The 26,959-nt window shown below is 64.8% G+C and carries 27 protein-coding genes and 1 pseudogene; 9 read left to right on the top strand and 19 right to left on the bottom strand.

Features of this window, described 5'->3' with window-relative positions; translation table 11 throughout:
• The 10 genes and pseudogenes from XH84_RS35420 to sdhC form a co-directional block, all read right to left on the bottom strand.
• Positions 1 to 225 (bottom strand): annotated as a pseudogene (locus XH84_RS35420) (OmpA family protein); the annotation flags it as partial.
• 184 nt (positions 226 to 409) lie between these two features.
• A complete protein-coding gene (locus XH84_RS41250) occupies positions 410 to 652 on the bottom strand; it encodes a hypothetical protein (protein WP_164936182.1) in 243 nt (80 codons plus the stop codon).
• An 82-nt stretch (positions 653 to 734) separates the two neighbouring features.
• Positions 735 to 1,121, bottom strand: a complete 387-nt coding sequence (locus tag XH84_RS35410) for a VOC family protein (RefSeq protein ID WP_128918913.1) — start codon at positions 1,119 to 1,121, stop codon at positions 735 to 737.
• 25 nt (positions 1,122 to 1,146) lie between these two features.
• On the bottom strand, positions 1,147 to 1,971 hold the full coding sequence (locus tag XH84_RS35405; protein ID WP_164936181.1) for an FkbM family methyltransferase: 825 nt from the start codon (positions 1,969 to 1,971) through the stop codon (positions 1,147 to 1,149).
• 154 nt (positions 1,972 to 2,125) lie between these two features.
• Positions 2,126 to 4,078, bottom strand: a complete 1,953-nt coding sequence (locus XH84_RS35400; RefSeq protein WP_128918911.1) for an ABC transporter ATP-binding protein/permease — start codon at positions 4,076 to 4,078, stop codon at positions 2,126 to 2,128.
• A 53-nt stretch (positions 4,079 to 4,131) separates the two neighbouring features.
• A complete protein-coding gene (locus XH84_RS35395) occupies positions 4,132 to 6,282 on the bottom strand; it encodes a hybrid sensor histidine kinase/response regulator (protein WP_128918910.1) in 2,151 nt (716 codons plus the stop codon).
• Between the two features lie 189 nt (positions 6,283 to 6,471).
• Positions 6,472 to 7,254, bottom strand: a complete 783-nt coding sequence (locus tag XH84_RS35390; protein ID WP_128918909.1) for a succinate dehydrogenase iron-sulfur subunit — start codon at positions 7,252 to 7,254, stop codon at positions 6,472 to 6,474.
• Positions 7,255 to 7,278: 24 nt separating this feature from the next.
• Positions 7,279 to 9,114 carry a succinate dehydrogenase flavoprotein subunit gene (gene sdhA / locus XH84_RS35385; RefSeq protein WP_128918908.1) on the bottom strand — a complete coding sequence of 612 codons (1,836 nt, stop codon included), beginning with the start codon at positions 9,112 to 9,114 and terminating at the stop codon, positions 7,279 to 7,281.
• 3 nt (positions 9,115 to 9,117) lie between these two features.
• On the bottom strand, positions 9,118 to 9,522 hold the full coding sequence (sdhD, locus tag XH84_RS35380) for a succinate dehydrogenase, hydrophobic membrane anchor protein (RefSeq protein ID WP_128918907.1): 405 nt from the start codon (positions 9,520 to 9,522) through the stop codon (positions 9,118 to 9,120).
• A complete protein-coding gene (gene sdhC / locus XH84_RS35375; protein ID WP_128918906.1) occupies positions 9,519 to 9,917 on the bottom strand; it encodes a succinate dehydrogenase, cytochrome b556 subunit in 399 nt (132 codons plus the stop codon). The genes sdhD and sdhC overlap by 4 nt, the downstream gene beginning before the upstream one ends.
• 499 nt (positions 9,918 to 10,416) lie before the next feature.
• Between sdhC and XH84_RS35370 the strand changes: the two genes are divergently transcribed.
• Positions 10,417 to 11,277, top strand: a complete 861-nt coding sequence (locus XH84_RS35370) for a sulfite exporter TauE/SafE family protein (RefSeq protein WP_128918905.1) — start codon at positions 10,417 to 10,419, stop codon at positions 11,275 to 11,277.
• A 168-nt stretch (positions 11,278 to 11,445) separates the two neighbouring features.
• Here the strand turns inward: XH84_RS35370 and XH84_RS35365 are convergent, their stop codons facing one another.
• Entirely contained in the window at positions 11,446 to 12,975 is a 1,530-nt protein-coding gene (locus XH84_RS35365; protein WP_128918904.1) for a malonate--CoA ligase, read from the bottom strand.
• Positions 12,976 to 13,090: 115 nt separating this feature from the next.
• Here XH84_RS35365 and XH84_RS35360 point away from each other — a divergent pair, with 115 nt between their 5' ends.
• The 4 genes from XH84_RS35360 to XH84_RS35345 all read left to right on the top strand — a co-directional run bounded on the left by XH84_RS35360 (position 13,091) and on the right by XH84_RS35345 (position 16,401).
• On the top strand, positions 13,091 to 13,852 hold the full coding sequence (locus XH84_RS35360) for an SDR family oxidoreductase (protein WP_128918903.1): 762 nt from the start codon (positions 13,091 to 13,093) through the stop codon (positions 13,850 to 13,852).
• Between the two features lie 376 nt (positions 13,853 to 14,228).
• Positions 14,229 to 14,783, top strand: a complete 555-nt coding sequence (locus tag XH84_RS35355) for a fasciclin domain-containing protein (protein WP_128918902.1) — start codon at positions 14,229 to 14,231, stop codon at positions 14,781 to 14,783.
• Positions 14,784 to 14,978: 195 nt separating this feature from the next.
• On the top strand, positions 14,979 to 15,608 hold the full coding sequence (locus XH84_RS35350) for a cytochrome b/b6 domain-containing protein (RefSeq protein WP_128918901.1): 630 nt from the start codon (positions 14,979 to 14,981) through the stop codon (positions 15,606 to 15,608).
• 10 nt (positions 15,609 to 15,618) lie between these two features.
• A complete protein-coding gene (locus XH84_RS35345; protein WP_128918900.1) occupies positions 15,619 to 16,401 on the top strand; it encodes a molybdopterin-binding protein in 783 nt (260 codons plus the stop codon).
• A 160-nt stretch (positions 16,402 to 16,561) separates the two neighbouring features.
• Here the strand turns inward: XH84_RS35345 and XH84_RS35340 are convergent, their stop codons facing one another.
• Positions 16,562 to 17,764 (bottom strand): YbfB/YjiJ family MFS transporter, encoded by a 1,203-nt coding sequence (locus XH84_RS35340; protein WP_128918899.1) that lies wholly within the window; start codon positions 17,762 to 17,764, stop codon positions 16,562 to 16,564.
• 264 nt (positions 17,765 to 18,028) lie between these two features.
• Between XH84_RS35340 and leuB the strand changes: the two genes are divergently transcribed.
• Complete coding sequence (gene leuB / locus XH84_RS35335; RefSeq protein ID WP_128918898.1) at positions 18,029 to 19,141, top strand: 3-isopropylmalate dehydrogenase; 1,113 nt, start codon at positions 18,029 to 18,031, stop codon at positions 19,139 to 19,141.
• Positions 19,142 to 19,342: 201 nt separating this feature from the next.
• Here leuB and XH84_RS35325 read toward each other — a convergent pair whose 3' ends face one another.
• Both XH84_RS35325 and XH84_RS35320 read right to left on the bottom strand, forming a co-directional pair.
• A complete protein-coding gene (locus tag XH84_RS35325) occupies positions 19,343 to 19,732 on the bottom strand; it encodes a hypothetical protein (RefSeq protein ID WP_128918897.1) in 390 nt (129 codons plus the stop codon).
• 170 nt (positions 19,733 to 19,902) lie between these two features.
• Entirely contained in the window at positions 19,903 to 20,697 is a 795-nt protein-coding gene (locus XH84_RS35320) for a hypothetical protein (RefSeq protein ID WP_128918896.1), read from the bottom strand.
• Positions 20,698 to 20,813: 116 nt separating this feature from the next.
• Between XH84_RS35320 and XH84_RS35315 the strand changes: the two genes are divergently transcribed.
• Positions 20,814 to 21,848 carry an aspartate-semialdehyde dehydrogenase gene (locus XH84_RS35315; RefSeq protein ID WP_128918895.1) on the top strand — a complete coding sequence of 345 codons (1,035 nt, stop codon included), beginning with the start codon at positions 20,814 to 20,816 and terminating at the stop codon, positions 21,846 to 21,848.
• A 153-nt stretch (positions 21,849 to 22,001) separates the two neighbouring features.
• Here XH84_RS35315 and XH84_RS35310 read toward each other — a convergent pair whose 3' ends face one another.
• The gene (locus XH84_RS35310) at positions 22,002 to 22,646 is read right to left on the bottom strand and encodes a carbonic anhydrase (protein WP_128918894.1); all 645 of its coding nucleotides are present in this window, start codon (positions 22,644 to 22,646) and stop codon (positions 22,002 to 22,004) included.
• Positions 22,647 to 22,756: 110 nt separating this feature from the next.
• On the opposite strand from XH84_RS35310, the gene XH84_RS35305 reads away from it, so the two are divergent.
• Positions 22,757 to 23,638, top strand: coding sequence for an HpcH/HpaI aldolase/citrate lyase family protein (locus XH84_RS35305; RefSeq protein WP_128918893.1), 882 nt, complete (start codon positions 22,757 to 22,759; stop codon positions 23,636 to 23,638).
• A 3-nt stretch (positions 23,639 to 23,641) separates the two neighbouring features.
• Complete coding sequence (locus XH84_RS35300; protein ID WP_128918892.1) at positions 23,642 to 24,301, top strand: HAD hydrolase-like protein; 660 nt, start codon at positions 23,642 to 23,644, stop codon at positions 24,299 to 24,301.
• Positions 24,302 to 24,315: 14 nt separating this feature from the next.
• Here XH84_RS35300 and XH84_RS35295 read toward each other — a convergent pair whose 3' ends face one another.
• The 4 genes from XH84_RS35295 to XH84_RS35280 form a co-directional block, all read right to left on the bottom strand.
• Positions 24,316 to 24,735, bottom strand: a complete 420-nt coding sequence (locus XH84_RS35295; protein ID WP_128918891.1) for a hypothetical protein — start codon at positions 24,733 to 24,735, stop codon at positions 24,316 to 24,318.
• A gap of 226 nt (positions 24,736 to 24,961) precedes the next feature.
• Positions 24,962 to 25,747, bottom strand: a complete 786-nt coding sequence (locus XH84_RS35290) for a glycosyltransferase family 32 protein (RefSeq protein WP_128918890.1) — start codon at positions 25,745 to 25,747, stop codon at positions 24,962 to 24,964.
• Between the two features lie 79 nt (positions 25,748 to 25,826).
• Complete coding sequence (leuD, locus tag XH84_RS35285; RefSeq protein ID WP_027573022.1) at positions 25,827 to 26,432, bottom strand: 3-isopropylmalate dehydratase small subunit; 606 nt, start codon at positions 26,430 to 26,432, stop codon at positions 25,827 to 25,829.
• 124 nt (positions 26,433 to 26,556) lie between these two features.
• Positions 26,557 to 26,955 carry a metallopeptidase family protein gene (locus XH84_RS35280; RefSeq protein WP_128918889.1) on the bottom strand — a complete coding sequence of 133 codons (399 nt, stop codon included), beginning with the start codon at positions 26,953 to 26,955 and terminating at the stop codon, positions 26,557 to 26,559.
• Positions 26,956 to 26,959 lie beyond the last annotated feature (4 nt).

The raw sequence follows: 26,959 nt of genomic DNA, 5'->3' as shown, positions 1-26,959 counted from the left end.
TGCAGCCGCGGGCGGCGGTGCGGCCGGGCGCGCGGGTGGCGCAGGCGGCGCGGCCGCTGGCGGGCCCTTCGGCGGCTGCTTCGGTTTTCCGTCAGGGCCGGTGTCTTGCGGCTGGGCCTGCGCGACCACGAGCGGCGCGGTGCTTTGCGCATGCGCCGAGGTGTTGGCCAATTGCATCGCGGTCAGAGCCGTCGTCGCAAGCAGCACGAAACGAAGATTGGTCATGGTGGTGAACTTCCCCGGAAGGTTCTTTGACGAAGTGTTGGGATGAACGGCTACGCGTTAGGCCGGATTGTGGCGGGCGAAGCGGTCGTGGCCCGATTTATTTCTGCACGGAAATCGACTCAGTATGATGACGTTCATTGCGCATTCAGACGCAGGTTGCAATCGCCACACAGATGATCTCGCCTCACGCGCGATCCTGCGGTGAACTTGCATCCGTCGCAGGGTTGGGTGTGAGCGGCCCGTTTGGCCCGCGTGGTGGAATCTCCTCAGGCATACGGCCCGGCAATTCATCGGGCCGCGGTGGCGAGCCGGGCTCGCGCACCGGCGGCGTGATTTCAGGCTGCGGATTGCCTGGTGGAATTCCGGGCGGTGGCTCGACGGGAGTGCCGGGCGTCGACGGCGGAATCTCGGGCGGTTCGATCGGCATCGGCATCATCGAGATAGTTGTCCGGAGAACGACAACGATGATGCCGCGCAGATGTTCCGCATCGCATCGCGCTGGGTCTGCCTTATTCCGGCGTGTGGCAGACCGCCTCGATGTTGTGGCCATCGGGATCGAGCACGAAGGCGCCATAATAGTTCGGATGGTAATGCGGGCGGATGCCGGGCGGGCCGTTGTCGCGGCCGCCTGCCGCGATAGCCGCCTTGTAGAACGCGTCGACCGTGGCGCGGTTGTCAGCACGAATGGCAATATGCACCGGCTTGTTCATGGCGCCTTCGCCGCCGAACCAGAAGTCCGGCTTGCCGTCGGCGCCGAAGCCTGCGGCCGCAGCGTGCCCGGTCTGCTCTGCCGTGACTTCCATGATCAGGCCGTAACCGAGCGGCGCCAGCGCCTTAGCGTAGAATGTCTTGGCGCGCTCGTAGTCGGAGACGGAAAAGCCCAAATGGTCGATCATCGTTAGCCTCCGTTGTTCGTTCCCGTCAGCGCGACAGGAACGTATTGCTACGCGTCATGCGCACGATCGCATAACCACGCGCGACCATGTCGGCGATACAATCCTGCTGCCATTCGTTCTGCGACAGGTGCTCGATCACCACCGCGCGTGGCCACAGTGATGGCGGAGCGTCGCGGAAGAAGCCGATCAGCACGCGGTCTTCAAAACCCTCGACGTCGATCTTGAGCGAATCAATCTGCGTGACGCCGGCCTCATCGAGAATGCGCGTCAGCCGCAGCGACGGCACCTTGATCGCGTCGGTGCTGGCCGTACCGGTGACGACGTGGGTGGCGCCGAGATTGCCGCCGCCGCTCTCGATCATCAGTTCGCCGTCGCTGTCGCCGGCTGCGGCCTGCACCAGGCGCACTTGCGCCGTCTTCGATGCGGCGTGATTGAAGGAGAGCCGCGCAAACGTCAGTGGATGCGGTTCGATCGCGACCACCTTGCCCGTGCTGCCGACCTGTTGCGCCATCACCAATGCAAACGTGCCGACATTGGCGCCGACGTCGACGAAGGCGCCGCCTGCGGGAGTGTGCTGGCGCAGGAAATCGAGCTCGTCGAGATTGTAATCGGGATTGAACAATGCGCCGCGCTCGGTCGCGCTGCCCTGGTGATAGAGCCGGAACGAGGCGCCCTGATATTGCACGTCGACAGGGCCGCTCCGCAGCAGATTGACCAGCCGCGACATCCACGGACGGAACGCGCCGCGCTTCAGCCCCGATTGCGTCGCGAGGCGAATGATCGCGGCCTGCGCCGCATTCGGCGCAAATGCGCCGAACGGCGCGGACGAAGGGGCATTGTCGGTCGTCAAGCGGGCGATCCTCGTTGCAGGCGGCGCATGCATAGCCGGTTTTGAGGAGGGCCACAATTTCGGTGTCGGGGCGCCAAGCGAGCCACAATCTCAGTGTCGTCCCGGATCGGCGCGCGCTTCGGGCGCGCTTGTCCGGGACGACGGAGAGAGGGTGTTACGCCGCCTTCTTCGGCGCTTTCCGCTGCCGCAGGAATCGCCCGAGCAGCCGGCGCTTGCCCTTGCGCGGGATCAGGTCGATGTCGCTGACGAGCTTGGCGCCACCCTTGCGGCGCTCCAGCACGATCTTGCGGCTGTGGAAGGCCTCGAGCTCGGCCCGATGTGCGACGCTGACGATGGTCGCCTTCGGCAGCTCGTCGGTGACCATCTTCATCATCCTGTCCTGGCTCTTCTCGTCGAGCGCCGAAGTCGCCTCGTCGAGCACGACGATGTCGGGGTTGTGCAGCAAGAGCCGCGCGAAGGCGAGGCGCTGCTTCTCGCCGCCTGACAGGGTCTGGTCCCAGGGACCTTCCTCCTCGATCTTCTCCTTGAGATGATCGAGCCCGACCTTGTGCAGGGCTCCGCCAATTTCGTCCACGGTCCAGTGATCGGCGGCACCGGGATAGGCGACCGCGCGGCGCAGAGATCCTGACGGCACGTAAGGCCGCTGCGGCAGCATGAACAGCCGCCGGTCGGGATGGAAATTCACGCTGCCGCCGCCCCAGGGCCACAAGCCGGCGATCGCACGCACCAGCGTGCTCTTGCCGGTGCCGGATTCGCCGGCGACCAGGAGCCGCTCGCCTGACTCGATCACCACTTCGGTCTCGCCGACCACGGCGGTGCCGTCGTCGAGCGTGACCGAGAGGTCGTGCAGCTCCAGCATGGCGTCGTTGCGCGTTTCGCCGCGCTGGATGCGGCCGAGACCGTCGCCTTGCTCGGCGCGCTCGAGGCCGTCGAGCGACATCATCAGCGAGGCGATGCGGCGCGCGCAGGCGTTCCAGTCGGCGAGCCGCGGATAATTGTCGACCAGCCAGCCGAATGCGCTCTGCACGATGGTGAAGGCGGAGGCCGCCTGCATCACCTGACCCAGCGTCATGCTGCCGTCGAGGAATTTCGGCGCACAGAGCAGCAGCGGCACCACGGGCGCAACGAGGCTCGACCCCTGCGACACCAGCGTGGTGCGCATGTGCTGACCCGCGAGCCGCGCCCATTGCCGAATCACGCTGGTGAAGTTGCGGTCGATGCCGTCGCGCTCCTCCTCCTCGCCGCCGAGCAGCGCGATGCTCTCGCCGTTCTCGCGCACGCGCGTCAGCGTGTAACGGAAATCGGCTTCGGCCTGGTTCTTGTCCTCGGACACCTGCACGAAGCGGCGGCCGATCACCAGGATGGAGCCCGAGGCGATCGCGGCATAGAGCATCGCGGCGATCACGAGGAAGCCGGGTATGGTGATGCTCGTGCCACTGAGCGTGACGGTGAGCGCGCCGCCGATGGTCCAGAGCACGACGATGAAGGTCACGGCAGACAATAGCGCCGAGGTGACGCCGGCGAGGAAATCGACCGGCGAATCGGTCGCGACGCGCAAATCCTCCGCGATCCGGTATTCGGGATTCTCGTGATCGCCGCCGACGAGGTTGAGCTGGTAGTAACGTCCGTTGGCGAGCCAGCGCGTCAGCACGCTCGCCGTCAGCCAGGCCCGCCAGCGCCGCTGAATGCCCATCCGCGCGAACACCTGGGCAACACCGAGCACGAGGCTGCCGATCGCGAGCGGGAAGAACAACGCGGTGAGATGGAAGACGCTCGCCGCATCGCGCTGTTCGATCGCATCGAAGATCGCGCGGTTCCAGACATTGATGCCGTATTGGAAACCGACGGTGAGGATGATCAGCAGGCCGAGGCCGATCGAGAACGGCCAGGCGAGGCGATCGCCGCTGCGTCCCCAGAAGCCGCGCGCGCTGATCCAGAACCGCGTCAGCAGATAATCCTTGCGAGCCTGCTCGGCCTCCTCGGGCGAGAGCTCAGGGTCGGGCTCGAGCAGCTCCGGCGGCGGCGCCGCGACGTCGTCCCCATTCTCGCCCTCGATCCCAACGATGGGCGGTTTGTCCTGTTCGCGCTTCGCGGCCGGCTTGTGCATGCGCGGACAACGCGAAGGGGAATCAACCGGTTCCCTTGGGTTCCACGAAGGCCCTATTCGGCGGCGCCGTCCCGGACGCGCCGGATCCGTGCTGCCCGATGCAGGACGCGCGACAATTCCTCGATCGAATAGGGCTTCTGCACGAGCTCGAAGCCGGCCACGCCATCTTGCGACAGGGCCTGGCTGTAGCCCGTGGTCAGCACGATCGGCACGTCGATGCCGCGGTCGCAGATGGCCTGCGCCAGATCGAGCCCGGTCATCCCAGGCATCACCACGTCGGAGAACACGACGTCGAAGCGGTCCGCGTCCAGGACGAGCTCGGCGAGTGCGTCGGTGGCATTGTCGACCAGCGTGATGCTGTAGCCGAGCTCGGTGAGACCATCGGCGGCGAAATTGGCGAGCTCGATATTGTCCTCGACCACCAGCACCGACATGCCGCTGCCGGCCACCGCCGGCGCCGTGTTGGGCGCCTGCCGCTGCGGCAGCAGCTCCGGCGGCACGCGCGGCAGATAGAGCGAGAAGGTGCTGCCGTGTCCCACTTCGCTCGTGACCGTTACCTCGCCGCCGGATTGCCGAGCGAACCCGAACACCTGGGACAGCCCGAGGCCGGTGCCATGGCCGACCTGCTTGGTGGTGAAGAACGGCTCGAAAATGCGCCCCAGTCGGGCGGCGGGAATACCGATGCCGGTGTCGCTGACGGTCACGCTGACGAAGCCATGGTTTGCCGAGGTCTGGCTGGAGGCGTCAGCCAACGTGTCCGGAACGGTGGTCGCGGGCTCGACCTTGAAGGTGATTCTGCCCTTGCCCTGCATCGCGTCGCGCGCGTTGGTCGCCATGTTGATCAGCGCCGTCTCGAACTGGCCGGCATCGGCACGGACGAGGCAGGGCTCGGTGGGCAGGCGCATGGCGATCTCGATGGCCGGCCCGAGCAGGGGCGCAAGCATGTCGCGCAGCGACTGCATCCGTTCGCTGACGTCGAACACCTCCGGCTTCAGGGTCTGGCGCCGCGCGAAGGCGAGCAGCTGCGAGGTCAGCTTGGCCGCGCGGGCCACGGCGTCCGCAATGGCCGTGATGTAGCGTTGGCGCCGCTCCTCCGTCAGTTGCGGCCGGTTCAAGAGATCGACGGAGGCGCGGATCACCGTCAGCAGATTGTTGAAATCGTGCGCGACGCCGCCGGTGAGCTGTCCGAGCGCCTCCAGGCGCTGGCTATGCTTGAGCGCCTCCTCGGCCTCGCGGCGCTTGGCGGCTTCGGCCTGAATTTGCTGGGTGCGGCGCAACGCCAGCGCCAGCAGCAGAAACAGCAGCGCGGTGGCGGGAAGGCCGAACACCAGATGCTGGCCTATCGTGGCCAGCCAGCGCGCGCGGATTGCCGAGGTCTCGAGCCCGGCGCTGACATAGATCGGGTATCCGGCGACGCGTCGGTAGCCGATGCGACGCTCGATCCCGTCCGACGGCCAGGCGACGGTGATGAGGCCATGCTCGGGGCGCGCCGCGATTTCCCGACCGACCGGTCCGGTCGGATCGAGCCGGAGGTCGTGGTCGAGCCGCGGGAAATGCGTGAGCATCGCGCCGTCGGTGCGGCCCATCGCGAAGAAGCTGCCCGGATCCGATCCGATTCTGGCGTAGAAGCTCTCGAAATATTCGGGCAGGACCGAGGCCTGGATCACGCCGATGAAACGGCCGTCGTCGGAGTCGCGGCGCCGGCTCACTCCGAAGAAGCGGGCGCCCTGATAGGGCAGACGCGGCGTCAGGGCCGTGCCGATGAAGGTGCCTATGCTCTGGTCGATATGGGCGTAGAAATAGTTGCGGTCGGCAAAGCTCTGCTCAGGCGGCGGCGAGACGAGGCTGTTGACCAGCGCCCGTCCGTCCGCGTCGAAGATCCACGCCGATTTCAGCTGTGGCAGCGAATCGCTCAGCCGCTTCAGGCGGCGGTGCAGCGCCGGCTCGCGCGCGCGGATGGTGTCGTCGGAAAGGGCGCGGACCACCTCGTTGAGCTCGGCAAGGCTGCGATCGATGGTCTCGAACACCTTGAGCGCGTGCTCATGGACGACGTCGAGCGTGCGCTCGATCTCCCGATCGGCGACGTCCCTGGTCGAGGTGTAGGAAATGCTGGCGGCGATCACGAACAGCGCAATCGGCAGCGCCAGGGATGCCGCCATCATCCACTGCAATAACCTCAGCGAGTTGCGTTGCGCCCTCTGCACAGTCGCTCCGTCCCTGACCGGAGCTTAACTGAATCTCGCGTGAGGAAGGAAGCAGCTTGTGCGGGGAACCGCAGGTTGTGATCCGGAAACTTGCGCGCGCGGCGGGTCGGAGAAAATTCTCCTCGAATTGACCGCGATCTCGGAACGTCCCGGCCGGTCCGGCCGGGACTGAAAGCACGAACTTCGTCTTCAGATCTGGCGCTCGACCATCTTGAGCTTGAGCTCGGCGATGGCTTCGGCCGGGTTGAGGCCCTTCGGACAGGCCTTGGCGCAGTTCATGATGGTGTGGCAGCGATAGAGCCGGAACGGATCCTCGAGGTTGTCGAGCCGCTCGCCGGTCGCCTCGTCGCGCGAATCGGACACCCAGCGGTTGGCCTGGAGCAGCGCGGCGGGGCCGAGATAGCGCTCGCTGTTCCACCAATAGCTGGGGCACGAGGTCGAGCAGCAGGCGCAGAGGATGCATTCGTAGAGGCCGTCGAGCTTCTCGCGGTCCTCGTGGGTCTGGCGCCATTCCTTCTGCGGGGTCGGCGAGGTCGTCTTCAGCCACGGCTCGACCGAGGCGTATTGGGCGTAGAAATTGGTGAGGTCGGGCACCAGGTCCTTCACCACCGGCTGGTGCGGCAGCGGATTGACCTTCACCGCGCCGTCCTTCACGTCGTGCATCGAGCGGGTGCAGGCCAGCGTGTTCTGGCCGTCGATGTTCATGGCGCAGGAGCCGCAGACGCCTTCGCGGCAGGAGCGGCGGAAGGTCAGCGACGGGTCGATGTGGTTCTTGATCCAGATCAGGCCGTCCAGCACCATCGGCCCGCAATCATTGGTGTCGACGTAATAGGTGTCGACGCTCGGATTCTTGCCGTCGTCCGGATTCCAGCGATAGACCCGGAACTCGCGAACCTCTGTCGCGCCCGCGGGCTTCGGCCAGGTCTTGCCGCCGGTGATCTTGGAGTTCTTCGGAAGTGCGAATTCAACCATTTCGATAAGGCCTTCGCTGTTCGCTCAGTACACGCGCGCTTTCGGCGGGATGTACTGCACGTCGTTGGTCATGGTGTAGTCGTGAACCGGGCGGTACTCGATCTTGACCTTGCCGGCATCGTCCAGCCAGGCCAGCGTGTGCTTCATCCAGTTCTTGTCGTCGCGCTCGGAGAAGTCCTCGCGGGCATGGGCGCCGCGGCTCTCGGTGCGGTTGGCGGCCGAGTTCATCGTCACCACCGCCTGCCCGATCAGGTTGTCGAACTCGAGCGTCTCGACGAGATCCGAATTCCACACCAGCGAACGATCGGACACGGCGATGTCGGTGATGCCGCTGTGGACCTTCGCGATCAGGTTCTGGCCTTCGCTCAGCACTTCGCCGGTGCGGAACACCGCGCAATTGTTCTGCATCACGTGCTGCATGCCTTCGCGCAGCTTTGCGGTCGGCGTGCCGCCGGAGGCGTAGCGGTAATGGTCGAGTCGGCCGAGCGCCTTTTCAGCCGAGTTCGCCGGCAGCTCCGGCTGCTCGGCGTTGGGCGTCAGCTTCTCGGCGCAGCGCAGCGCCGCGGCGCGGCCGAACACGACAAGGTCGATCAGCGAGTTGGAGCCGAGGCGGTTGGCGCCGTGCACGGAGACACAGGCGGCTTCGCCCAGCGCCATCAGGCCGGGAACCACGGCATTGTCGTCGCCGTCCTTCTTGGTCAGCACTTCGCCGTGATAGTTCGTGGGGATGCCGCCCATGTTGTAGTGCGTGGTCGGCACGATCGGGATCGGCTCGCGCGTCACGTCGACGTTGGCGAAGATCTTTGCCGATTCGGAGATGCCGGGCAGCCGCTCGGCCAGCACGGCCGGATCGAGATGGTCGAGATGCAGGAAGATGTGGTCCTTCTTCTTGCCGACGCCGCGTCCCTCGCGAATCTCGATGGTCATCGCGCGCGAGACGACGTCGCGCGAGGCGAGGTCCTTGGCCGACGGCGCGTAGCGCTCCATGAAGCGCTCGCCCTCGGAATTGACGAGGTAGCCGCCTTCGCCGCGCGCGCCCTCGGTGACGAGGCAGCCCGCGCCGTAGATGCCGGTCGGGTGGAACTGGACGAACTCCATGTCCTGGAGCGGCAGGCCGGCACGCAGCACCATGCCGCCACCGTCGCCGGTGCAGGTATGCGCCGAGGTGCAGGAGGCGTAGGCGCGGCCATAGCCGCCGGTCGCCAGAATAGTGGTCTGGGCGCGGAAGCGATGCAGCGTGCCGTCGTCGAGCTTGAGCGCGATCACGCCGCGGCAGGCGCCCTGGTCGTCCATGATCAGGTCGATGGCGAAGAACTCGATGAAGAACTCGGCCGCGTGGCGCAGCGACTGGCCGTACATCGTGTGCAGCATGGCGTGGCCGGTACGGTCGGCGGCGGCGCAGGTGCGCTGCGCCTGGCCTTTGCCGAAGTCCATGGTCATGCCGCCGAACGGACGCTGGTAGATCTTGCCGTCCTCGGTGCGCGAGAACGGCACGCCCCAATGTTCGAGCTCGTACACCGCCGCGGGCGCGTTGCGCACCATGTACTCGATCGCGTCCTGGTCGCCCAGCCAGTCCGACCCCTTCACGGTGTCGTACATGTGCCAGCGCCAGTCGTCCTTGTGCATGTTGCCGAGCGAAGCGGAGATGCCGCCCTGCGCCGCAACCGTGTGCGAGCGGGTCGGGAACACCTTGGTGATGCAGGCCGTGCGCAGGCCCGCCTCGCTGCAGCCGACGACGGCGCGCAGGCCCGCGCCGCCGGCGCCGACCACGACGACGTCATAGGTGTGGTCTTCGATCGGATAGGCTTTGCCGTTGGTGGCGGGAGCGCCGTTGCCCGAGCCATTCGTTGTGGTGGCCATGGGTTACACTCCGGAGGACAGTTTCAGGATCGCGTAGGTCGAGGCGAGTGCCACGGCGATCGAGAAGAAGTTGTTGAGCATGATCGAGACGAGCTTCAGCTTCTCGTTATGGACGTAGTCCTCGATCACCACCTGCATGCCGATCTTCATGTGCCAGGCGCTGGCGAAGATGAAGAGCAGGAGGATCACAGCGATCGGCAGCGAGCCGAGGATTTGCGCGGCGCCGGCCTGATTGCGGCCGAGCAGCATCATGACGATCACGATCACCGGAATCATCAGCAGCGTCATGGCGACGCCGGTGATGCGCTGGCGCCAGAAATCGGACGTGCCGGAATGCGCCGCGCCGAGATTGCGGACGCGGCCGAGCGGGGTGCGCATGCTGCGCTTGGGCGTATCGGTCGCGCTCATCGTCCGCCTCCGATCGCATAGGCGATGATCCAGACCAGCACGGTCAGCGCGATGCCGCCGATCAGCGCGCCCCAGGTCAGCGCTTCCCGCTCATTGGCCTTGAAGCCGTAGCCGAGGTCCCACACGAAATGCCGGATGCCGCTCAGCATATGGTGCATCAGCGCCCAGGTGTAACCGAACACGATCAGACGGCCGATGATGCTGCCGGTGAAGGCCTGGACATGGGCATAGGCGGCGGGGCCGGAGGCCGCTGCGATCAGCCACCAGGCCAGCAGCAGGGTGCCGACGTAAAGGGCGACGCCGGTGGCGCGATGGACGATGGACAGCGCCATCGTCAGCGTCCAGCGGTAGTTTTGGATGTGTGGCGATAGCGGTCGTTCGATCCGTGCGGTCATGGGCTTTGATGTTGTATTGCGGCCCAACAGGGGGCGCGCGGGGATCGGAAAGGTCGGCTCTATTTACGGAGTCGATTTGGCCCGCGCAATCACCAAATCGCCATAAATCGAACGACCGTTCAGCTCTAGAGCCTTGATGATGCAAGGCCAATCAGGGCCTTGGTATACCAGCGTCCCCGTCCACCAACGAAGTAACGAATATATAATCATTACTTAGAAGAGGAGCAAGGTCCGTTGAAATTACTATTGGAACGCATCTAAACGGACCATGCCGTCCAAAACGGCCGATGGTGCCGAGCCGGGGCGCCAACCCCCACGAGCGCACGCCATTCTGCGTCCTCCCAGCGGTCCGCTCGATCCGGTTTTGGATATGCGCAGCCTGCATTCCACCCCAGCCGGGAAGCCCGGCGAGTCGACCGCGCGAATCAGATCGCCTAATGCTCCGGATGCAGCCCTCTGAAGCGAGCCGCTGCGACCAGGTCGCGGGGGCAGGTCAGGGGTGATTGCGGGTCTTGCTATCAAGGAGATCGTCGAGCTCGCGGTGTTGCTGATTGCAACCGGCGCGCTCTCGGGGTTCCTGGCCGGCGTGTTCGGCATCGGTGGCGGCGCAATTCTCGTACCGGTGTTCTACGAATGTTTCCGCATCGCCGGCGTGCCGCTCGAGGTGCGCATGCCGCTCTGCGTCGGCACCTCGCTCGCGGTGATCATCCCGACCTCGATCCGCTCGTTCCAAGCGCATTACAAGCGCGGCGCGGTCGACATGACCATCCTGCGCGTCTGGTGGCTGCCGATCGTGATCGGCGTCGTCGCCGGCAGCGTGATCGCGCGCTACGCGCCCGAGCGGCTGTTCAAGATCGTGTTCGTCGCCGTCGCCTATTCGGCGGCAGCGCGTCTCATCTTGGCGCGCGAGGGCTGGAGGTTCGGCGAGGATCTCCCGAAGGGCCTCTCGATGCGGGCCTACGGCTTCTGCGTCGGCATTCTCTCGACGCTGATGGGAATCGGCGGCGGCCTGTTCTCGAACCTCTTGATGACCTTCTACGGCCGCCCGATCCATCAGGCGGTCGCGACCTCGTCGGCGCTCGCCGTGCTGATCTCGATCCCCGGCGCGCTCGGCTACATCTATGCAGGCTGGCCGGCGGCGGCGACTTATCCGGCCGTCGCCGCGCTGCAAGTGCCGTTCGCGCTCGGCTACGTCTCGTTGATCGGTGCCGTGCTGGTGATGCCGATGAGCCTCGTCACCGCACCGCTCGGCGTGAGAGCCGCACATGCGATGTCGAAGCGCAGGCTGGAAGTGGCGTTCGGATGCTATCTGTTTATTGTCGGCAGCCGGTTTGGGCTGAGCCTGGCGGGTGGGCAGTAGGGCTCGAGGCAAACTGCACACCACATATTCGGTGTCATTGCCCGCGAAGGCGGGCAATCCAGTATTCCAGAGGCAGCAATGATTGACCGAGAAGCCGCGGCGTACTGGATGCCCCGCCTTCGCGTGGCATGACAGCTACGGTGTGGCGCGGTCTTCGCTAAACCGCCCCTACTTCTTCGCGTAAATATCCTTGTACGTCTCGCGCAAGACGTTCTTCTGCACCTTGCCCATGGTGTTGCGCGGCAGCTCGTCGACGACGAAGACGCGCTTGGGCATCTTGAACTTCGCGAGGCGTCCGTCCAGGCCCTTCAGCACGGCCGCTTCGTCGATGCTCGCGCCGGGCTGGCGCACCAGCACCGCCGTGACGCCCTCGCCGAAATCGGCGTGCGGCACGCCGATCACCGCGGATTCGATCACGCCCGGCATGGCGTCGATCTCGCTCTCGATTTCCTTGGGATAGACGTTGAAACCGCCGGAGATGACGAGATCCTTGCCGCGGCCGAGGATGTGCACATAACCCTTGGCGTCGATCTTGCCGAGGTCACCGGTGATGAAGAAGCCGTCGGGCCGCAATTCGGCCTTGGTCTTCTCCGGCATGCGCCAATAGCCCCTAAAGACGTTCGGGCCCTTCACCTCGATCATGCCGATTTCGTCGCGCGGCAGTTCCTTGCCCGTCTCGGGCTCGGTCACGCGCACGGAGACGCCGGGGAGGGGAAAGCCGACCGCGCCGGGCACCCGTTCGCCGTCATAGGGGTTCGACGTGTTCATGTTGGTCTCGGTCATGCCGTAGCGCTCGAGCACCGCGTGCCCGGTGCGCGCCGACCATTCGCGATGGGTCTCGGCCAGCAACGGCGCCGAGCCCGAGACGAACAGCCGCATGTGCTTGGCCGTCTCGTGCGAGAGTGCGGGATTCTGCAGCAGCCGCGTGTAGAAGGTCGGCACGCCCATCAGCACGGTGGCGCGCGCCATCAGCTTGATGATGAGGTCCGGATCGAGCTTCGGCAGGAAGATCATCGATGCCCGTGCGAACAGCGTCACGTTGGTCGCCACGAACAGGCCGTGCGTATGATAGATCGGCAGCGCGTGGATCAAGACGTCCTTGTCGGTGAAGCGCCAGTAGTCGACGAGCGAGAGCGAGTTCGACGCGAGATTATCGTGGCTGAGCATCGCGCCCTTGGAACGGCCGGTCGTGCCCGAGGTGTAGAGGATCGCGGCGAGATCGTCGTTTGCCCGCGGCACGGTCGTGAACTCGCCGCTCGCCTTGTCGGCCGCGTCGGTCAGCGAGCCCTTGCCGTCAGGCCCGAGCGTTTCGACCTTGGCGCTCACCTTGGCGGCGATCGGGGCGAGGCCTTCGGCCTTGGCGGGATCGCAGACCACCAGCGAAGGCTCGGCGTCGCCGATGAAGTAGTCGAGCTCGTTCAGCGTATAGGCGGTGTTGAGCGGCAGATAGACCGCGCCGGCCCGCACCGAGGCGAGATACAGCACGATGTTGGCCACGGACTTCTCGACTTGCACCGCGACGCGGTCGCCCGGCTTCACGCCGCGCGCGACCAGCACGTTTGCCATCTGCCCGGCCCGCGCGATCAGATCGCCATAGCTGATGTGCCCGCCGTCATGCGTCTCGATCGCGAGACGTTTGGGATCGTCGAGGCCGTCGAACAGGCGGGAAAACAAATTGGCGTTAGCTGCTGGGTTCATGCAAGAATTCCTCGACCGCAGGGGCTTGTACGACAAGGCTTGTTGGACAAGGCCGGTCAAAACCGAGGGCTGGATTAGCAAAAACCGCCCCGATGAAGCAACGGAGACAGTTTGCATGACCAGAGTTGGGAAACGCGTGGCCTGGGTGACGGGCGGTGGCAGCGGGATCGGGGAGGCCGGCGCGGAGGCGCTGGCGGCCGACGGCTGGACTTTGGTGGTGTCGGGGCGGCGCCAGTCAGCCCTGGATACCGTGGTTGCCAAGATCATCAAGGCGGGCGGGGCCGCCGAGGCGCTCGCGCTTGATGTCTCCAATGCCGCCGAGGCCCAGAAGGCCGCCGATCAGATCGTCGCCAGGCACGGCCGCATCGACCTGCTCGTCAACAATGCCGGCATCAATGTTCCCAAGCGCAGCTGGAAGGACATGGATCTGGAAGGCTGGGACCAGCTGGTCCAGGTCAATCTCAACGGCGTGCTCTACTGCATGCGCGCGGTGCTGCCGACGATGCGCAAGCAGCAGGACGGCGCGATCATCAACGTCTCGTCCTGGGCCGGCCGCCACGTCTCGAAGATGCCGGGCCCAGCCTACACCACCACCAAGCATGCGGTGCTGGCGCTGACCCATTCCTTCAACATGGACGAATGCATCAACGGCCTGCGCGCCTGCTGCCTGATGCCGGGCGAGGTGGCGACGCCGATCCTGAAGCTGCGCCCGGTGGTGCCGAGCGAGGAGGAGCAGGCCAAGATGCTGCAACCCGAAGATCTCGGCCGCACCATCGCATTCATCGCCAGCATGCCGGCCAGAGTCTGCATCAACGAAGTGCTGATCAGCCCGACGCATAATCGCGGCTTCATCCAGACGCCGAACAACAGGGATTGAGAGGCGGCGCGCGTACAACACATTCGGTGTCGTCCCCGCGAGCGCGGGGATCCATAACCACAGGGAGAATTTGTCGCACGCGACGGGTCACTCCGAGTCTTCGTCAAACATCTCCCCGTGGTATGGGTCCCGGATCTACGCTGCGCTTGTCCGGGACGACAGCGGAGTGTGTCGCGCGCACCGCGACCCACACGAACATCCCCCCGCATAGTTTCACGCATCACAAAGAATTTTTCTCCGAAACCGCAACCCAAACCCTCCCGTAGTTCGGTCCAACGACGGCGCTGCTGCATCACCCCTTAACTGTCGCAGCTGCCGTTGTTGCCCCAACTCAACGCCGGCCATCGCCGGTACCAATTCAATCGGGAGATTCTCCATGTCGAAGCGCATTGCCTATCTCGCTGCCGCCGCCTTCAGCGCCCTGGCCATCACCGCGACAATCGTCGCGCCTGCGAGCGCCGAGGAAAAGACCGTCATGGTCGGCGGCGCCGCGATGTTCCCCTCGAAGAACATCGTCCAGAACGCGGTCAACTCGAAGGACCACACCACGCTGGTGGCGGCGGTGAAGGCGGCGGGCCTGGTGCCGACGCTGGAAAGCAAGGGCCCGTTCACGGTGTTCGCGCCGACCAACGCCGCCTTCGGCAAGCTGCCGGCCGGCACTGTCGACAATCTGGTCAAGCCCGAGAACAAGGCGACGCTGACCAAGATCCTCACCTACCATGTCGTGCCCGGCAAGCTCGAGGCCTCCGACCTCACCGACGGCAAGAAGCTGAAGACCGCCGAGGGCGAGGAGCTGACGGTCAAGAAGATGGACGGCAAGGTCTGGATCGTCGATGCCAAGGGCGGCAGCTCGATGGTGACGATCTCCAACGTCAATCAGTCGAACGGCGTCATCCATGTGGTCGACACCGTGCTGATGCCGGCGACGTAACACCGCGCGATCCTGTTTCATCCCCGAACAGGATGCTTCGAGACCGCGAGCCGGGGATGCCCGGCTCGCTTTTTTGTGACCACAATAGCCTGACGGCATCGATTCGATGGCTGGCAGGGCGTAACGAAAACCGGCGACCCGGCGTATAATTCCCAACACGCGATCCCAGGACGGACCGATCAGGATGGAACCACCATGGCGAGCCTCACAGTCACCGACGAGCAGGTCAGGGGTAATCCGGCCAAAGTGATCCAGCCCGCCTGGGTGCGGGTCATGCATTGGATCAACGCGCTTGCCATGATCCTGATGATCCTGTCGGGCTGGCAGATCTACAACGCCTCGCCGTTGTTCGCCTTCACCTTCCCGCGCGAATACACGCTCGGCGGCTGGCTCGGCGGCGGCCTGCTCTGGCATTTTGCCGCGATGTGGCTGTTGATGATCAACGGCCTCGCCTATCTCGTCACCGGCTTTGCCACCGGCCGCTTCGCCAAAAAGCTGTTTCCGATCACCCCGTCTGGGGTGCTTCATGACGTCAGGGCCGCCCTGACCTTCAAGCTCGGCCATGACGATCTCACCGTCTACAATTACGTGCAGCGCCTGCTCTATGCCGGCATCATATTGGTCGGCGTGCTGATCGTGCTCACGGGCTTAGGGATGTGGAAGCCGGTGCAGCTCTATTATCTGGTCGCGCTGTTCGGCGACTACCCGACCGCGCGCTACATCCATTTCTTCTGCATGGCCGCGATCTGCGCGTTCCTCGTCGTTCACGTCGTGCTCGCGCTGCTGGTGCCGAAGAGCCTGCGCGCCATGATCATCGGTCGTTGAGGAGGATAACATGGCCAAGCGTTCATTCCTGATCCCCGGCGTCGACAAGCGGCTGTTGATCAAGGATTCCATCAAGACCATGCCCGACGTCACCCGCCGCCGCTTCATCGCGGGCGGCGCCAGCCTCGGCGCGCTGACATTGCTCACCGGCTGCGACGTCGTCGATTCCTCCTCGGCCGAGGAGATGCTGAAGCAGGTCTCGAAGTTCAACGACGCCGTGCAGGCCTTCATCTTCAATCCCGACGCGCTGGCGCCGACCTTCCCTGAGAGCGCGATCACGAAACCGTTTCCGTTCAACGCCTATTACGATCTCGACGACGCGCCGGATGTCTTGGCCGCAGACTGGAAGCTTGAGGTCCGCGGTCTCGTCGACAACAAGAAGTCCTGGACGCTGGACGAGCTCTATAAGCTGCCGCAGGTCACGCAGATCACCCGCCACATTTGCGTCGAGGGCTGGAGCGCGATCGGCAGCTGGACCGGCACGCCCTTGCGTGATTTCCTCAAGCTGATCGGCGCCGACACGCGTGCGAAATACGTCTGGTTCCAGTGCGCCGACAAGGAGGGCTACAATTCGCCCCTGGATATGCGCAGCGCCCTGCATCCGCAGACCCAGATGACGTTCAAATATGCGGGCGAGATCCTGCCGCGCGCCTATGGCTTCCCCATGAAGATCCGCGTGCCCACGAAGCTCGGCTTCAAGAACCCGAAATACGTGGTCTCGATGGAAGTCACCAACGACTACAAGGGCGGCTATTGGGAAGACCAGGGCTATAATTCGTTCAGCGGGAGCTAGCCCCGCTGTCGTCCCGGACAAGCGCGCTTCAAGCGCGCGCAGATCCTGGACCCATAACCCCAGGGAGAGGTTTGGCGAAGATAAGTTGTTCGGTACTTCTAGCTTTCGCCATGGAAAGATGACGCGGTATGGGTCCCCGCGTTCGCGGGGACGACATCGATTACGGCACCGCTTTCTTGGCTGGCCCCACCTTCCGCTGGCACAACGCCGCCGCCGCGCCGAGCGCCAGCAGTGCCGCCGATACATTCAGCGCGTAACTCAAGCTCCCCAGCGCGTCCGTGATCGCGCCGACCACGATCGGCCCGAGCGTCTGGCCGACGCCGAACGAGATCGTCATCGCCGCGATCGCGGTCGGCCATGCCTGCGGCGGATAGTTGAAGCGCACGAAGGCGGTGGTCGAGCCGACCACGGCGAAGAAGGCGACGCCGAACACGACAGCCGAAACCGCAAGCCATGCCGGCGAATGCCCAAGCATGGGCAGTGCTGCGCCTAACGCGTTGGTGCCGAGGATGATGGCGGTGGCCAATCCGCCGCGGTCGAGTGCCAGCACGCCGCGCCAGGCCCAGGGCGTCGCGAAAGCGGATAGGCCGATCAGGCTCCAGAATGCCGCCTGCGCCGCGGCCCCGCCGCCGCCGTCGCGTACATAGGCGATCATGAAGGTCATGTAGGCGATGTAGCCGGCGCCGAACAGGAAGTAGCCGGCGAGATAGATCAGCACGGGCAAAATCGCGAACGAGGCGTGACCGCCCTCCGAGAAGCGGACGCTGCTCTCGATGCGGATCAGGAACAGCGGGATCGTCATCGCGACCGACAATAGCGTCAGCGTCCACCAGACGATCCACCACGAGCCCGGACCGAAATATTGCAGCGTGAACGGGGCGATCAGCCCAGAGGACAGAATGCCGATGCCGGGTCCGGCATAGAACAGGCTGAGCAGGAAATTGGCCCGCTCGGGCCGCGACTGGGCAATGGTGGCGGCCAGCGCGCCGCCGGCGACGAAGCCGGCCGCGGCACCGAGACCCAGCGCGAGGCGCGCCAGGCTCAGCGCGACGAAATTGCCCGTCAGCGCGCAAGTTGCGAGCGCGGCGACGCAGGCGAGGGTTCCGCCGCGGATGGCGGCCGCCCAACCGACGCGCTGGATCAGGCGGGACGCCAATAGCGCGCCGACGAGATAGCCGACGGCGTTGATGGTATTCATGAATCCGGCCGCCGAGTAGGACCAGCCGAGGCTCTCGCGCATATCAGGTAGCACCAGCGCATAGGCAAAGCGGCCGATGCCGAGCCCGACGGTGGCGGCGAGCGACAGGGTCAGGATCAGCCGCGCGGGGTGCGCGTAGGGCGGGGCGCGGTCAGGGGCGTGCAAGGGGATACTCCGGCTTGCCCAGTGTGGCAGGCCCCGTCCGCCTTGCACAGCCGCACCCCGGCAATGGTGTCTTGCCAAGCGCGCAACACCGCTCTAGCACTCCGGCCGAAATTCACGAGATGCCGTCATGCCCGGCCTTGTGCCGGGCATCCACGTTCTTTGCACCGCAAGTCAGGACGTGGATGGCCGGAACATAGACGAGCGGAAGCGACGCCGTCCTTAGGCCGGCTATGCCGGCCATGACGAAACGGAGGAAGAACGACCATGGCGACCCACAAACTGCTGCTGCTTCCCGGCGACGGTATCGGCCCCGAGGTGATGGGCGAGGTGAAGCGGCTGATCGACTGGCTCAATTCGGCAGGGATCGCCAAGTTCGAGACTGATACCGGCCTCGTCGGCGGCTCCGCCTATGACGCGCACAAGGTGTCGATCTCCGAGGGCGACATGGCCAAGGCGCTGGCCGCCGATGCCATCATCTTCGGCGCGGTCGGCGGCCCGAAATGGGATGCCGTTCCTTACGAGGTGCGCCCCGAAGCCGGTCTCTTGCGCCTGCGCAAGGACCTCGCGCTGTTCGCGAACCTGCGCCCCGCCGTGTGCTATCCGGCGCTGGCCGATGCTTCGAGCCTGAAGCGCGAGGCGGTCGAGGGCCTCGACATCATGATCGTGCGCGAGCTCACCGGCGGCGTCTATTTCGGCGAGCCCAAGACCATCACCGATCTCGGCAACGGCCAGAAGCGCGCCGTCGATACCCAGGTCTACGACACCTATGAGATCGAGCGCATCGGCCGCGTCGCCTTCGAGCTTGCCAGGAAGCGCAAGAACAAGGTGACGTCGATGGAGAAGCGCAACGTCATGAAGTCGGGCGTGCTCTGGAACGAGGTCATGACCCAGGTCCACAAGCGCGAATACCCTGATGTCACGCTCGAGCATCAGCTCGCCGATTCCGGCGGCATGATGCTGGTGAAATGGCCGAAGCAGTTCGACGTCATCGTCACCGACAATCTGTTCGGCGACATGCTGTCCGACATCGCGGCGATGCTCACCGGCTCGCTCGGCATGCTGCCCTCGGCTTCGCTCGGCGAGGTCGACGTCAAGACCAAGAAGCGCAAGGCGTTGTACGAGCCCGTGCACGGCTCGGCGCCTGACATCGCCGGCAAGGGCCTCGCCAATCCGATCGCGATGATCTCGTCGTTCGGCATGGCGCTGCGCTATTCCTTCGACCTGGGCGCGCTCGCCGACAAGATCGACGCCGCGATCGCCGCGGTGCTGGCCAGCGGCCTGCGCACCGCCGACATCAAGTCGGAGGGCACCACGGCTGCTTCCACCACGCAGATGGGCGAAGCGATCTTGAAGGAATTGCAGAAGCTGCACGCATAGGCGCTGCTGTCGTAGGGTGGGTTAGCCATGCGGACTGCGCGAAGCGCAGACCGCTTGGCGTAACCCACCTCTACTGTCTTCGCGGAGACAAACAGTGGTGGGTTACGCCTTCGGCCAACCCACCCTACGGCACCACACGACTTTCAAAACAAAAATGGCCGGGCTTTCGCCCGGCCATTTTGATTCGGAAAGATCCGCCGCTCAGTACAGCGGGAAATTCTGCGGATAGCCGCCGACGTCCTGCGGCGGCGAGAGCGGCTGGCGATCGATCGGGCGGTTGCGGTTTTCGCGGGCGAAGGACGGATAGCCCACGGCCGGCGGGAAGGCGTAGTCGCTGAATTTGCGGTCGCCCGGATTGACCTCGGTGCCGCCGTCGAGCCAGGAGCGCTTGCTGACATAGATGCGAGTGCGGCCCTGCTGGTAGACGGCGTTGGGGCCCGTTGGGCCGTAATAATGCCGGCCGCGCTCGTCATAACGCTTGGTCTTGTTGTCGGCCGAGGCCGGCGTCGCCAAGAACATGGCAGAGGACATGGCAATCACGGCGCCCGCAGCAAACAAGGTCGCCAATTTGGCAGAGAATTTCGAGCTCATCACGTCCCCTTCAGGCGGCGCGCCGCCAGTCGATTTCACCCCATACTAGCCCGGCTGGGGTAAGCGCAACTAGGTCTATTGGGTCACACCAGCTCGAAAATAATCGGGCGCGCCGGCAAAAGTTGCATCAATACCAGCCACTTGCTCAGCTGACCTGGACTTGATGCCGGTCAAAGCGCCCCGCGCAATTGCGCGTTCGCGGCGCCCAGCAGCCAGTCCGGTGAACCCGCAAGGTCGCAAGCGCGGCGCTTCAGCTCGGCACGGGCGAACAGGTCCGCCAGCTTCGGTTCGTTGCCGGAGGTCAAGAGCGTGAGCCGGTTCAGCGTGCAGGCGATGGCCGCGCGCTGAGCGGGCAGGGTGTCGCCCTGGCAGGAGAAGCCGGAGATCTGCAAGGCGGGCTCCTCGTTGCGTTTGAGGTAGCCGAGGCAGGCTCGCTCGCCCGCCGCGGCGGCGACCGGCCGGAACAGCGCCACGGGGCCGAATTTCGTCTCGATCAGGCCGGCCTGCTCGAGCGGCGTCGCCGCGTTCAGGCCCATCTGGACGGCGAGGTCCATGGTTGCCGGACGGGTCAGGTCGAATTCGCCGCCCTCCCGGTAAATCTCGAGCTGGGCCAGCACCTTGTCAGCATCGCCGGTCCAGCGCATGACGTCGCGGCGGCCCCCTTCAGGATGCCGAAGGATGGTGTAAGAGGCTGTTTTCTCTGATGAATCAAGCCGGCTGAGGGCGAAACCCGGCTGCGAGCGGTCGGCCACGGTCCAGCCTGGTTGCGGCGCCAGCTCATCGTCGCGTAAATCGGGCAGCTGGCCGAGCGCCGCAAGGCCCAGGATGGCAAACAGCGCGAGCGTCCCCACATAGGCGAACAGCCGCGCCAGCGTGCCGACGACCTCGTCGGCGAAGGCTGCCAATGCCAGATGGAGACTGGTCCGGGTCGAGATTGCGGCCGTGCTGGCCTCGGGCGACTGCATCCACGTCCCTAAGGCATGGTCCCACGTTGTCTTGGGGCCGGTTCTCGCATAGAAGCGCTGCTCTTCCTGTTTAAGCGTCAGCTTCAGGAACGGGCTTTTTCACCGGAGAGTGAACGATGGGTTACAAAGTCGCAGTCGTCGGCGCGACCGGCAATGTCGGACGGGAAATGCTCAACATCCTGGATGAGCGCAAATTCCCCGCGGACGAGGTCGTGGCGCTGGCGTCACGCCGCAGCGTCGGCGTCGAGGTCTCCTACGGCGACCGCACCCTGAAGGTCAAAGCGCTCGAGCATTACGATTTCTCCGACGTCGACATCTGCCTGATGTCGGCGGGCGGTTCGGTGTCGAAGGAATGGTCGCCGAAGATCGGCGCCGCCGGCGCGGTGGTGATCGACAATTCCTCGGCCTGGCGCATGGATCCGGACGTGCCGCTGATCGTGCCGGAAGTGAATGCGGCTGCGACCGAAGGCTTCAAGAAGAAGAATATCATCGCCAACCCGAACTGCTCGACCGCGCAGCTCGTGGTCGCGCTCAAGCCGCTGCACGACAAGGCGACCATCAAGCGCGTCGTGGTCTCGACCTATCAGTCGGTGTCGGGCGCGGGCAAGGACGCGATGGACGAATTGTTCTCGCAGACCAAGGCCGTCTACACCAATGACGAGCTGGTCGCGAAGAAATTCCCCAAGCGCATCGCCTTCAACGTCATCCCCCACATCGACGTCTTCATGGAGGACGGCTTCACCAAGGAAGAGTGGAAGATGATGGCGGAGACCAAGAAGATTCTTGATCCCAAGATCAAGCTGACCGCGACCTGTGTGCGCGTGCCGGTGTTCGTCGGCCATTCCGAGGCCGTCAACATCGAGTTCGAGAATCCGATCAGCGCGGACGAAGCCCGCGAGATCCTGCGCAAGGCGCCCGGCTGCCTCGTCATCGACAAGCAGGAGCCCGGGGGCTACGCCACGCCCTATGAAGCGGCCGGCGAGGACGCCACCTATATCAGCCGTATCCGCGAGGACGCGACGGTCGAGAACGGTCTCGTGCTCTGGTGCGTGTCCGACAATTTGCGCAAGGGCGCAGCCCTCAACGCGATCCAGATCGCGGAAGTCCTGATCAACCGCAAGCTGATCACCGCGAAGAAGAAAGCGGCCTAAAGAAGAATGTAGGGTGGGTTAGCCCTGCGGCTGCGCGAAGCGCAGTCCGCACGGCGTAACCCACCTCTTTGGTATCCGCGGTGACAGAAGTGGTGGGTTACGCCGTGCGAACTCCGCTTCGCGGAGTCGCTGGGCGTAACCCACCCTACGAATTCAAGCCACAGCCCGCGCGTTCTTGAATTCCTTCGCGACCTTGTCCAGCACGAACAGCGATCCCTCTGCGACGCCGAAATAGGCGCCGTGAGTCTGCATTTGGCCGCTCTCCACCGCCTTGCGTACGAACGGGAACGTCATCAGGTTTTCCAGGCTGCGGAACACCGCTGCCTTCTCGATGCGCTCGACGAATTGCGCCATGGTTTCGTGGGCGCGCTGCTCCACCACCTCACCCGGCTTGATGAACATCTGCATCCATTTGCCGATGAAATCGCCGGGCGTGAGCGGCTCGATCTTGTCGACGAAGGCGCGGATGCCGCCGCATTGCGCGTGGCCGAGCACCACGATGTGCTTCACCTTCAGCACCGTCACCGCAAACTCCAGCGCCGCCGAGACGCCGTGTGCGTTTTCGTCAGGCTGATAGGTCGGCACCAGGTTGGCGATGTTGCGGACGACGAAGAGTTCGCCCGGCCCCGCGTCGAAGATCACCTCGGGGGAGACCCGCGAGTCGCAGCAGCCGATCACCATCGTCTCGGGCGACTGCCCTTTGACCGAGAGCTCGCGGTAGCGGTTCTGCTCGGCCGGCAGCCGCTGGGTGGCGAAGGCCCTGTAGCCTTCCAGCAAATGCTTCGGGAATGTCGTCATGGCTATGCCTAACCATATACCGCAGGGACGAACAAGCCTTTCGAATGAGCAGGCCAAGTGCTATCGGCTTCGGCCAGAATAAGACCGAGGAAACCGGAAGGAACGCCTGCATGACCCGCCCGCGCCGCAGCCATCTGTTCATGCCCGGCTCCAACCCCCGCGCGCTGGAGAAAGCGCGCAATCTCGCCGCCGACGGCCTGATCCTGGATCTGGAAGATTCGGTTGCCCCTGACGCCAAGGCGGCGGCGCGTGACGGCATCGCCGCCGCGATCGCAGCCAAGGGCTTTGGCAGGCGCGAGATCCTGATCCGGACCAACGGTCTCGACACGCCCTGGTGGGCCGACGACGCCGCGATGGCCGCCAAGGCCTCGCCTGACGGCATCCTGGTTCCAAAAGTTTCAAGCATCGAAGATCTCGATACGATCGGTCTGCGTCTCACCGAGCTCGGCGCCGCGCCGACGGTGAAGGTCTGGGCCATGATCGAGACCGCGCGCGCCGTGCTGCATGCTGAGGAGCTGGCCGAGGCCGGGCGCGATCCATCGCGGCGCCTCTCCGGTTTCGTGTTCGGTCCCAACGACATCTCGCGCGAGACGCGCATCAGGATGCTGCCCGGCCGCGCCGCGATGATCCCGATGATCACCCATTGCATCCTGGCGACGCGCGCCCACGGCCTCGAAATCCTCGACGGGCCCTACAGCGACATCGCCAACTCCGATGGCTTCGCCACCGAATGCGCGCAAGGCCGCGATCTCGGTTTCGACGGCAAGACGCTGATTCATCCCTCGCAGATCGACGCCTGCAACGCGATCTTCACGCCGCCCGAGGAGGAGGTCGCGCGCGCGCGAAAGATCATCGCGGCGTTCGAACTGCCGGAGAACGCCTCGCGCGGCGCGATCCGCCTCGATGGCGCCATGGTGGAGCGCCTGCACGCCGACATGGCGCGGCGCACGATCGCGATCGCGGACGCGATTGCGGCGATGGGGAAGGGCTGAGGGGTGCGCTCTGCCCGTTCCGTCCTGCTTGATCTCGACGGAACGTTGGTTGATTCCCGGCCGGGCATCGTCGCGAGCTGCTCAGCCGCATTGCGTGCGCTCGGACACGACCCCGGCAATGCACCCGACATAACCATCGGGCCACCGCTCGAAGACATCCTGCGGACTCTGCTTGCCGCGTACGGCGACGACCGGATCGATGAAGCCGCCGTCGCCTATCGCGAGCACTATGGCGAAACCGGTCTGCTCGGAAGCGAGCCCTATCCCGGAATCGGCTTCGCGATCGAGGATATGCGACGCGGCGGATTGCGGATCTATCTCGCCACATCGAAGCGCGAGGTTTTCGCGCGACGAATCCTGGAAAACCTGAATCTGGCGGTGCTTTTCGACGGCATCTACGGTTCGGTGCCGGGCGGCGGGCTGGATCACAAGCCGGAACTGCTCGCCCATATCCTGGCCGAACAGGATATCGCCGCCTCGCGCAGCCTCATGGTCGGCGATCGCCGCCACGACATCATTGGCGCTCACGCAGTCAAGATGCGCGGCCTCGGCGTGCTCTGGGGATATGGCAGCCGGGACGAGATCGAGACGGCGGGCGCGGACCAATTGGTGCGGCGGCCTGCTGATCTTGCGCGCATCGTTCTATCGATGTTGAACGAATAGCCGCCGCAGCAGATTCAGCGCGGCGCGACGTCGGCGTGGTCGAGCGACTCCAGGGTTGCGGCATTGGCGCAATAGCCGTGATAATTCTCCGCGGCAGTGCGATCGGCGAGATCGCGGTCGCATTGTGCCTTGTGATTGCACAGCGAGCAGACCCGCTCCAAATCGCGCAGCAGCAGCGGCTGCGCGCGGCCGAGGCCTTCGGCGCTGATGCCGAGCTGTTCGAGCATTTTGGGCAGCTCGTCGGCAGAGTGCTTGCCGTGACGGACCAGCTCTTCCAGATCGTCAGGCGCGATCCTCAGGTCGTTCGCGATCCGGTCGAAATCGGCGCGATCGAGCTGCCGCATCTCGTTGATCTCGCGGCGGTGCTTCAGCCAGCCCGCAAAGGATTCGATGAGGTCCTGGACGATGGGATAAGGCCTGCTTGCGGTGCTCATGGAAAGCTCCCTTCGGACGGCGGAATTGGAGCGAATTAAGCACGATGTTGCAGGGGCGCGTTGCGCTGGATCAAACTCGGAAGGGCCAAACCCGGTGGCGTGTCCCGGACGCGCTGCAGCGTGCAACGCTGCTGCGCAGAGCCGGGACCCATTCCTCCGCTGTGCTGGGCCCCGGCTCTGCAGCGCACCGCTGGAGTAGCGCTGCGCTGCGTCCGGGGCACGAGACTTAGCCGAACCGCTCCGCCGCCCAGGCATACAGGCTGCCCGGAATCGGCTTTTCGCCGCCACGTCCCTTGGGCGAGATATGCAGGCCGATGATCTCGGGGTTGGTGACGAGCCCGAGATAGCTCGAGGGATCGAAGAACAGTTTCGGTTCGGCATGCACGGCGTAGAACGACTGCTTCGGCAGCGCGCATCCGAGCTCGCCGGTGCGTCGCGCGAGCGCGGTCAGTGCTGCGGGCCCAAAGATCGCAACGCGAATGTCCGCAAGGCGATTCGAGCCGCCGCGCAGGCGGCGCATCATGAAGGTGACGCGGTGGCGCACCGACAGCCAGTTCGGCGTCAGCTCCTCCTGCTCCATCAGCTCCTCGAAGGCGGCGACGATGCCGTGCTTGGCCGGCAGATAGATCACGGAATTGCCGAGTTGGCGCGGCCGCTCCCAGGCGAAGTAGGGCTTTGCCGGATCGATCTCGACGGGCTTCAAGAGCAGCACGTCCGCATCGAGCCAGAGACCGAGGCCCTTCGCCATCAGCTTCATGCGAAAGAAGTCGCTGAACTGCAGAATGGTCCAGTCGCGCCAGCTGCCGTCCGGCTGCGGCGGCCGCAGCCGTTCGGAGAACGCATGCGGCAGGATCGCTTCTGCCTCCGCATTCTCGACGCCGGCAGGCAGGCCGGGAATGGTGTCGAAGCTGTAGACGGTGACCTTGTGGCCGGCAGCTAACTGCGAGCGCAGACAGGTCTGGCGCAGTGCGTCCATCGGGCCATGCCAGAAGGTGACGATCTCGGGGAGCATAGGGCGAGCTATAGGGATAAGCAGGGCAAAGAAAAAGCCCCGGCGCTGACGGCACCGGGGCTCGAAGCAGAGAGCGATCTCAGGCCCAGGCGCGTTCGCGCTTGAGCTTGTCCTCGTAGCTGTCGATCGAGGCCTTCTTCTCCATGGTGAGACCGATGTCGTCGAGGCCGTTGATCAGGCAGTGCTTGCGGAACGGGTCGATCTCGAACTTGACCTTGCCGCCGTCGGGGCCGCGGATTTCCTGGTTCGGCAGGTCGATCGTCAGCGTCGCGTTGGCGCCGCGCTCGGCGTCGTCGAACAGCTTGTCGAGGTCCTCCTGCGAGACGCGGATCGGCAGAATGCCGTTCTTGAAGCAGTTGTTGTAGAAGATGTCGCCGAACGAGGTCGAGATCACGCAGCGGATGCCGAAGTCGAGCAGCGCCCAGGGCGCGTGCTCGCGGCTCGAGCCGCAGCCGAAATTGTCGCCGGCCACCAGCACTTTCGCGTTGCGATAGGCGGGCTGGTTGAGCACGAAATCAGGATTCTCGCTGCCGTCGTCCTTGTAGCGCTGCTCGGAGAAGAGCCCCTTGCCAAGGCCGGTACGCTTGATGGTCTTGAGGTACTGCTTCGGAATGATCATGTCGGTGTCGACATTGATGATCTTCAGCGGCGCCGCGACGCCTTCCAGCGTGGTGAACTTGTCCATGGTTGCGCTTTCCCGGGGGTGGTTCAAGGAAGGCGTATTTATCGCGATTGGAGCGGAAATCCTAGGCCGAATTCGGCAGGTCTCGTCTGCTTGGCTGGATCAAGCCTCGGGGGAGGCGCGCTCCCTACTCCGCCCGCGCCTCAATCGCCGCCATATCGTCGTCCGACAGGCCGAAATGGTGACCGATTTCGTGGATCAGGACGTGGCGGACGATATGGCCGAGGTTCTCATCGTGCTCGGCCCAGTAATCCAGGATCGGCCGGCGGTAGAGCCAGACCATGTTGGGCAGCCGCGCCACGTCGCCAAGGCTCTGTTGCGGCAGGCCGACACCTTGGAACAGGCCGAGCAGGTCGAACTCGCTCTCGCATTCCATCTCGTCCAGGACCTCCTCGGTGGGGAAGTCGTCGACGCGGATGATCACGCCCTCGCACAGGGTGCGAAATTCCGCCGGCAGGCCTTCGAAGATTTCGTGCGCCGTCGCTTCCATCTCGGCCAGCGAGGGTGCTTTCGATTCCGTCCACATGGGC

The sequence above is a fragment of the Bradyrhizobium nanningense genome (genome assembly GCF_004114535.1).
Classification (GTDB): domain Bacteria; phylum Pseudomonadota; class Alphaproteobacteria; order Rhizobiales; family Xanthobacteraceae; genus Bradyrhizobium; species Bradyrhizobium nanningense.
Note: the sequence above shows the minus strand (reverse complement) of the source record. Positions and strands in the feature narration are given on the sequence as shown.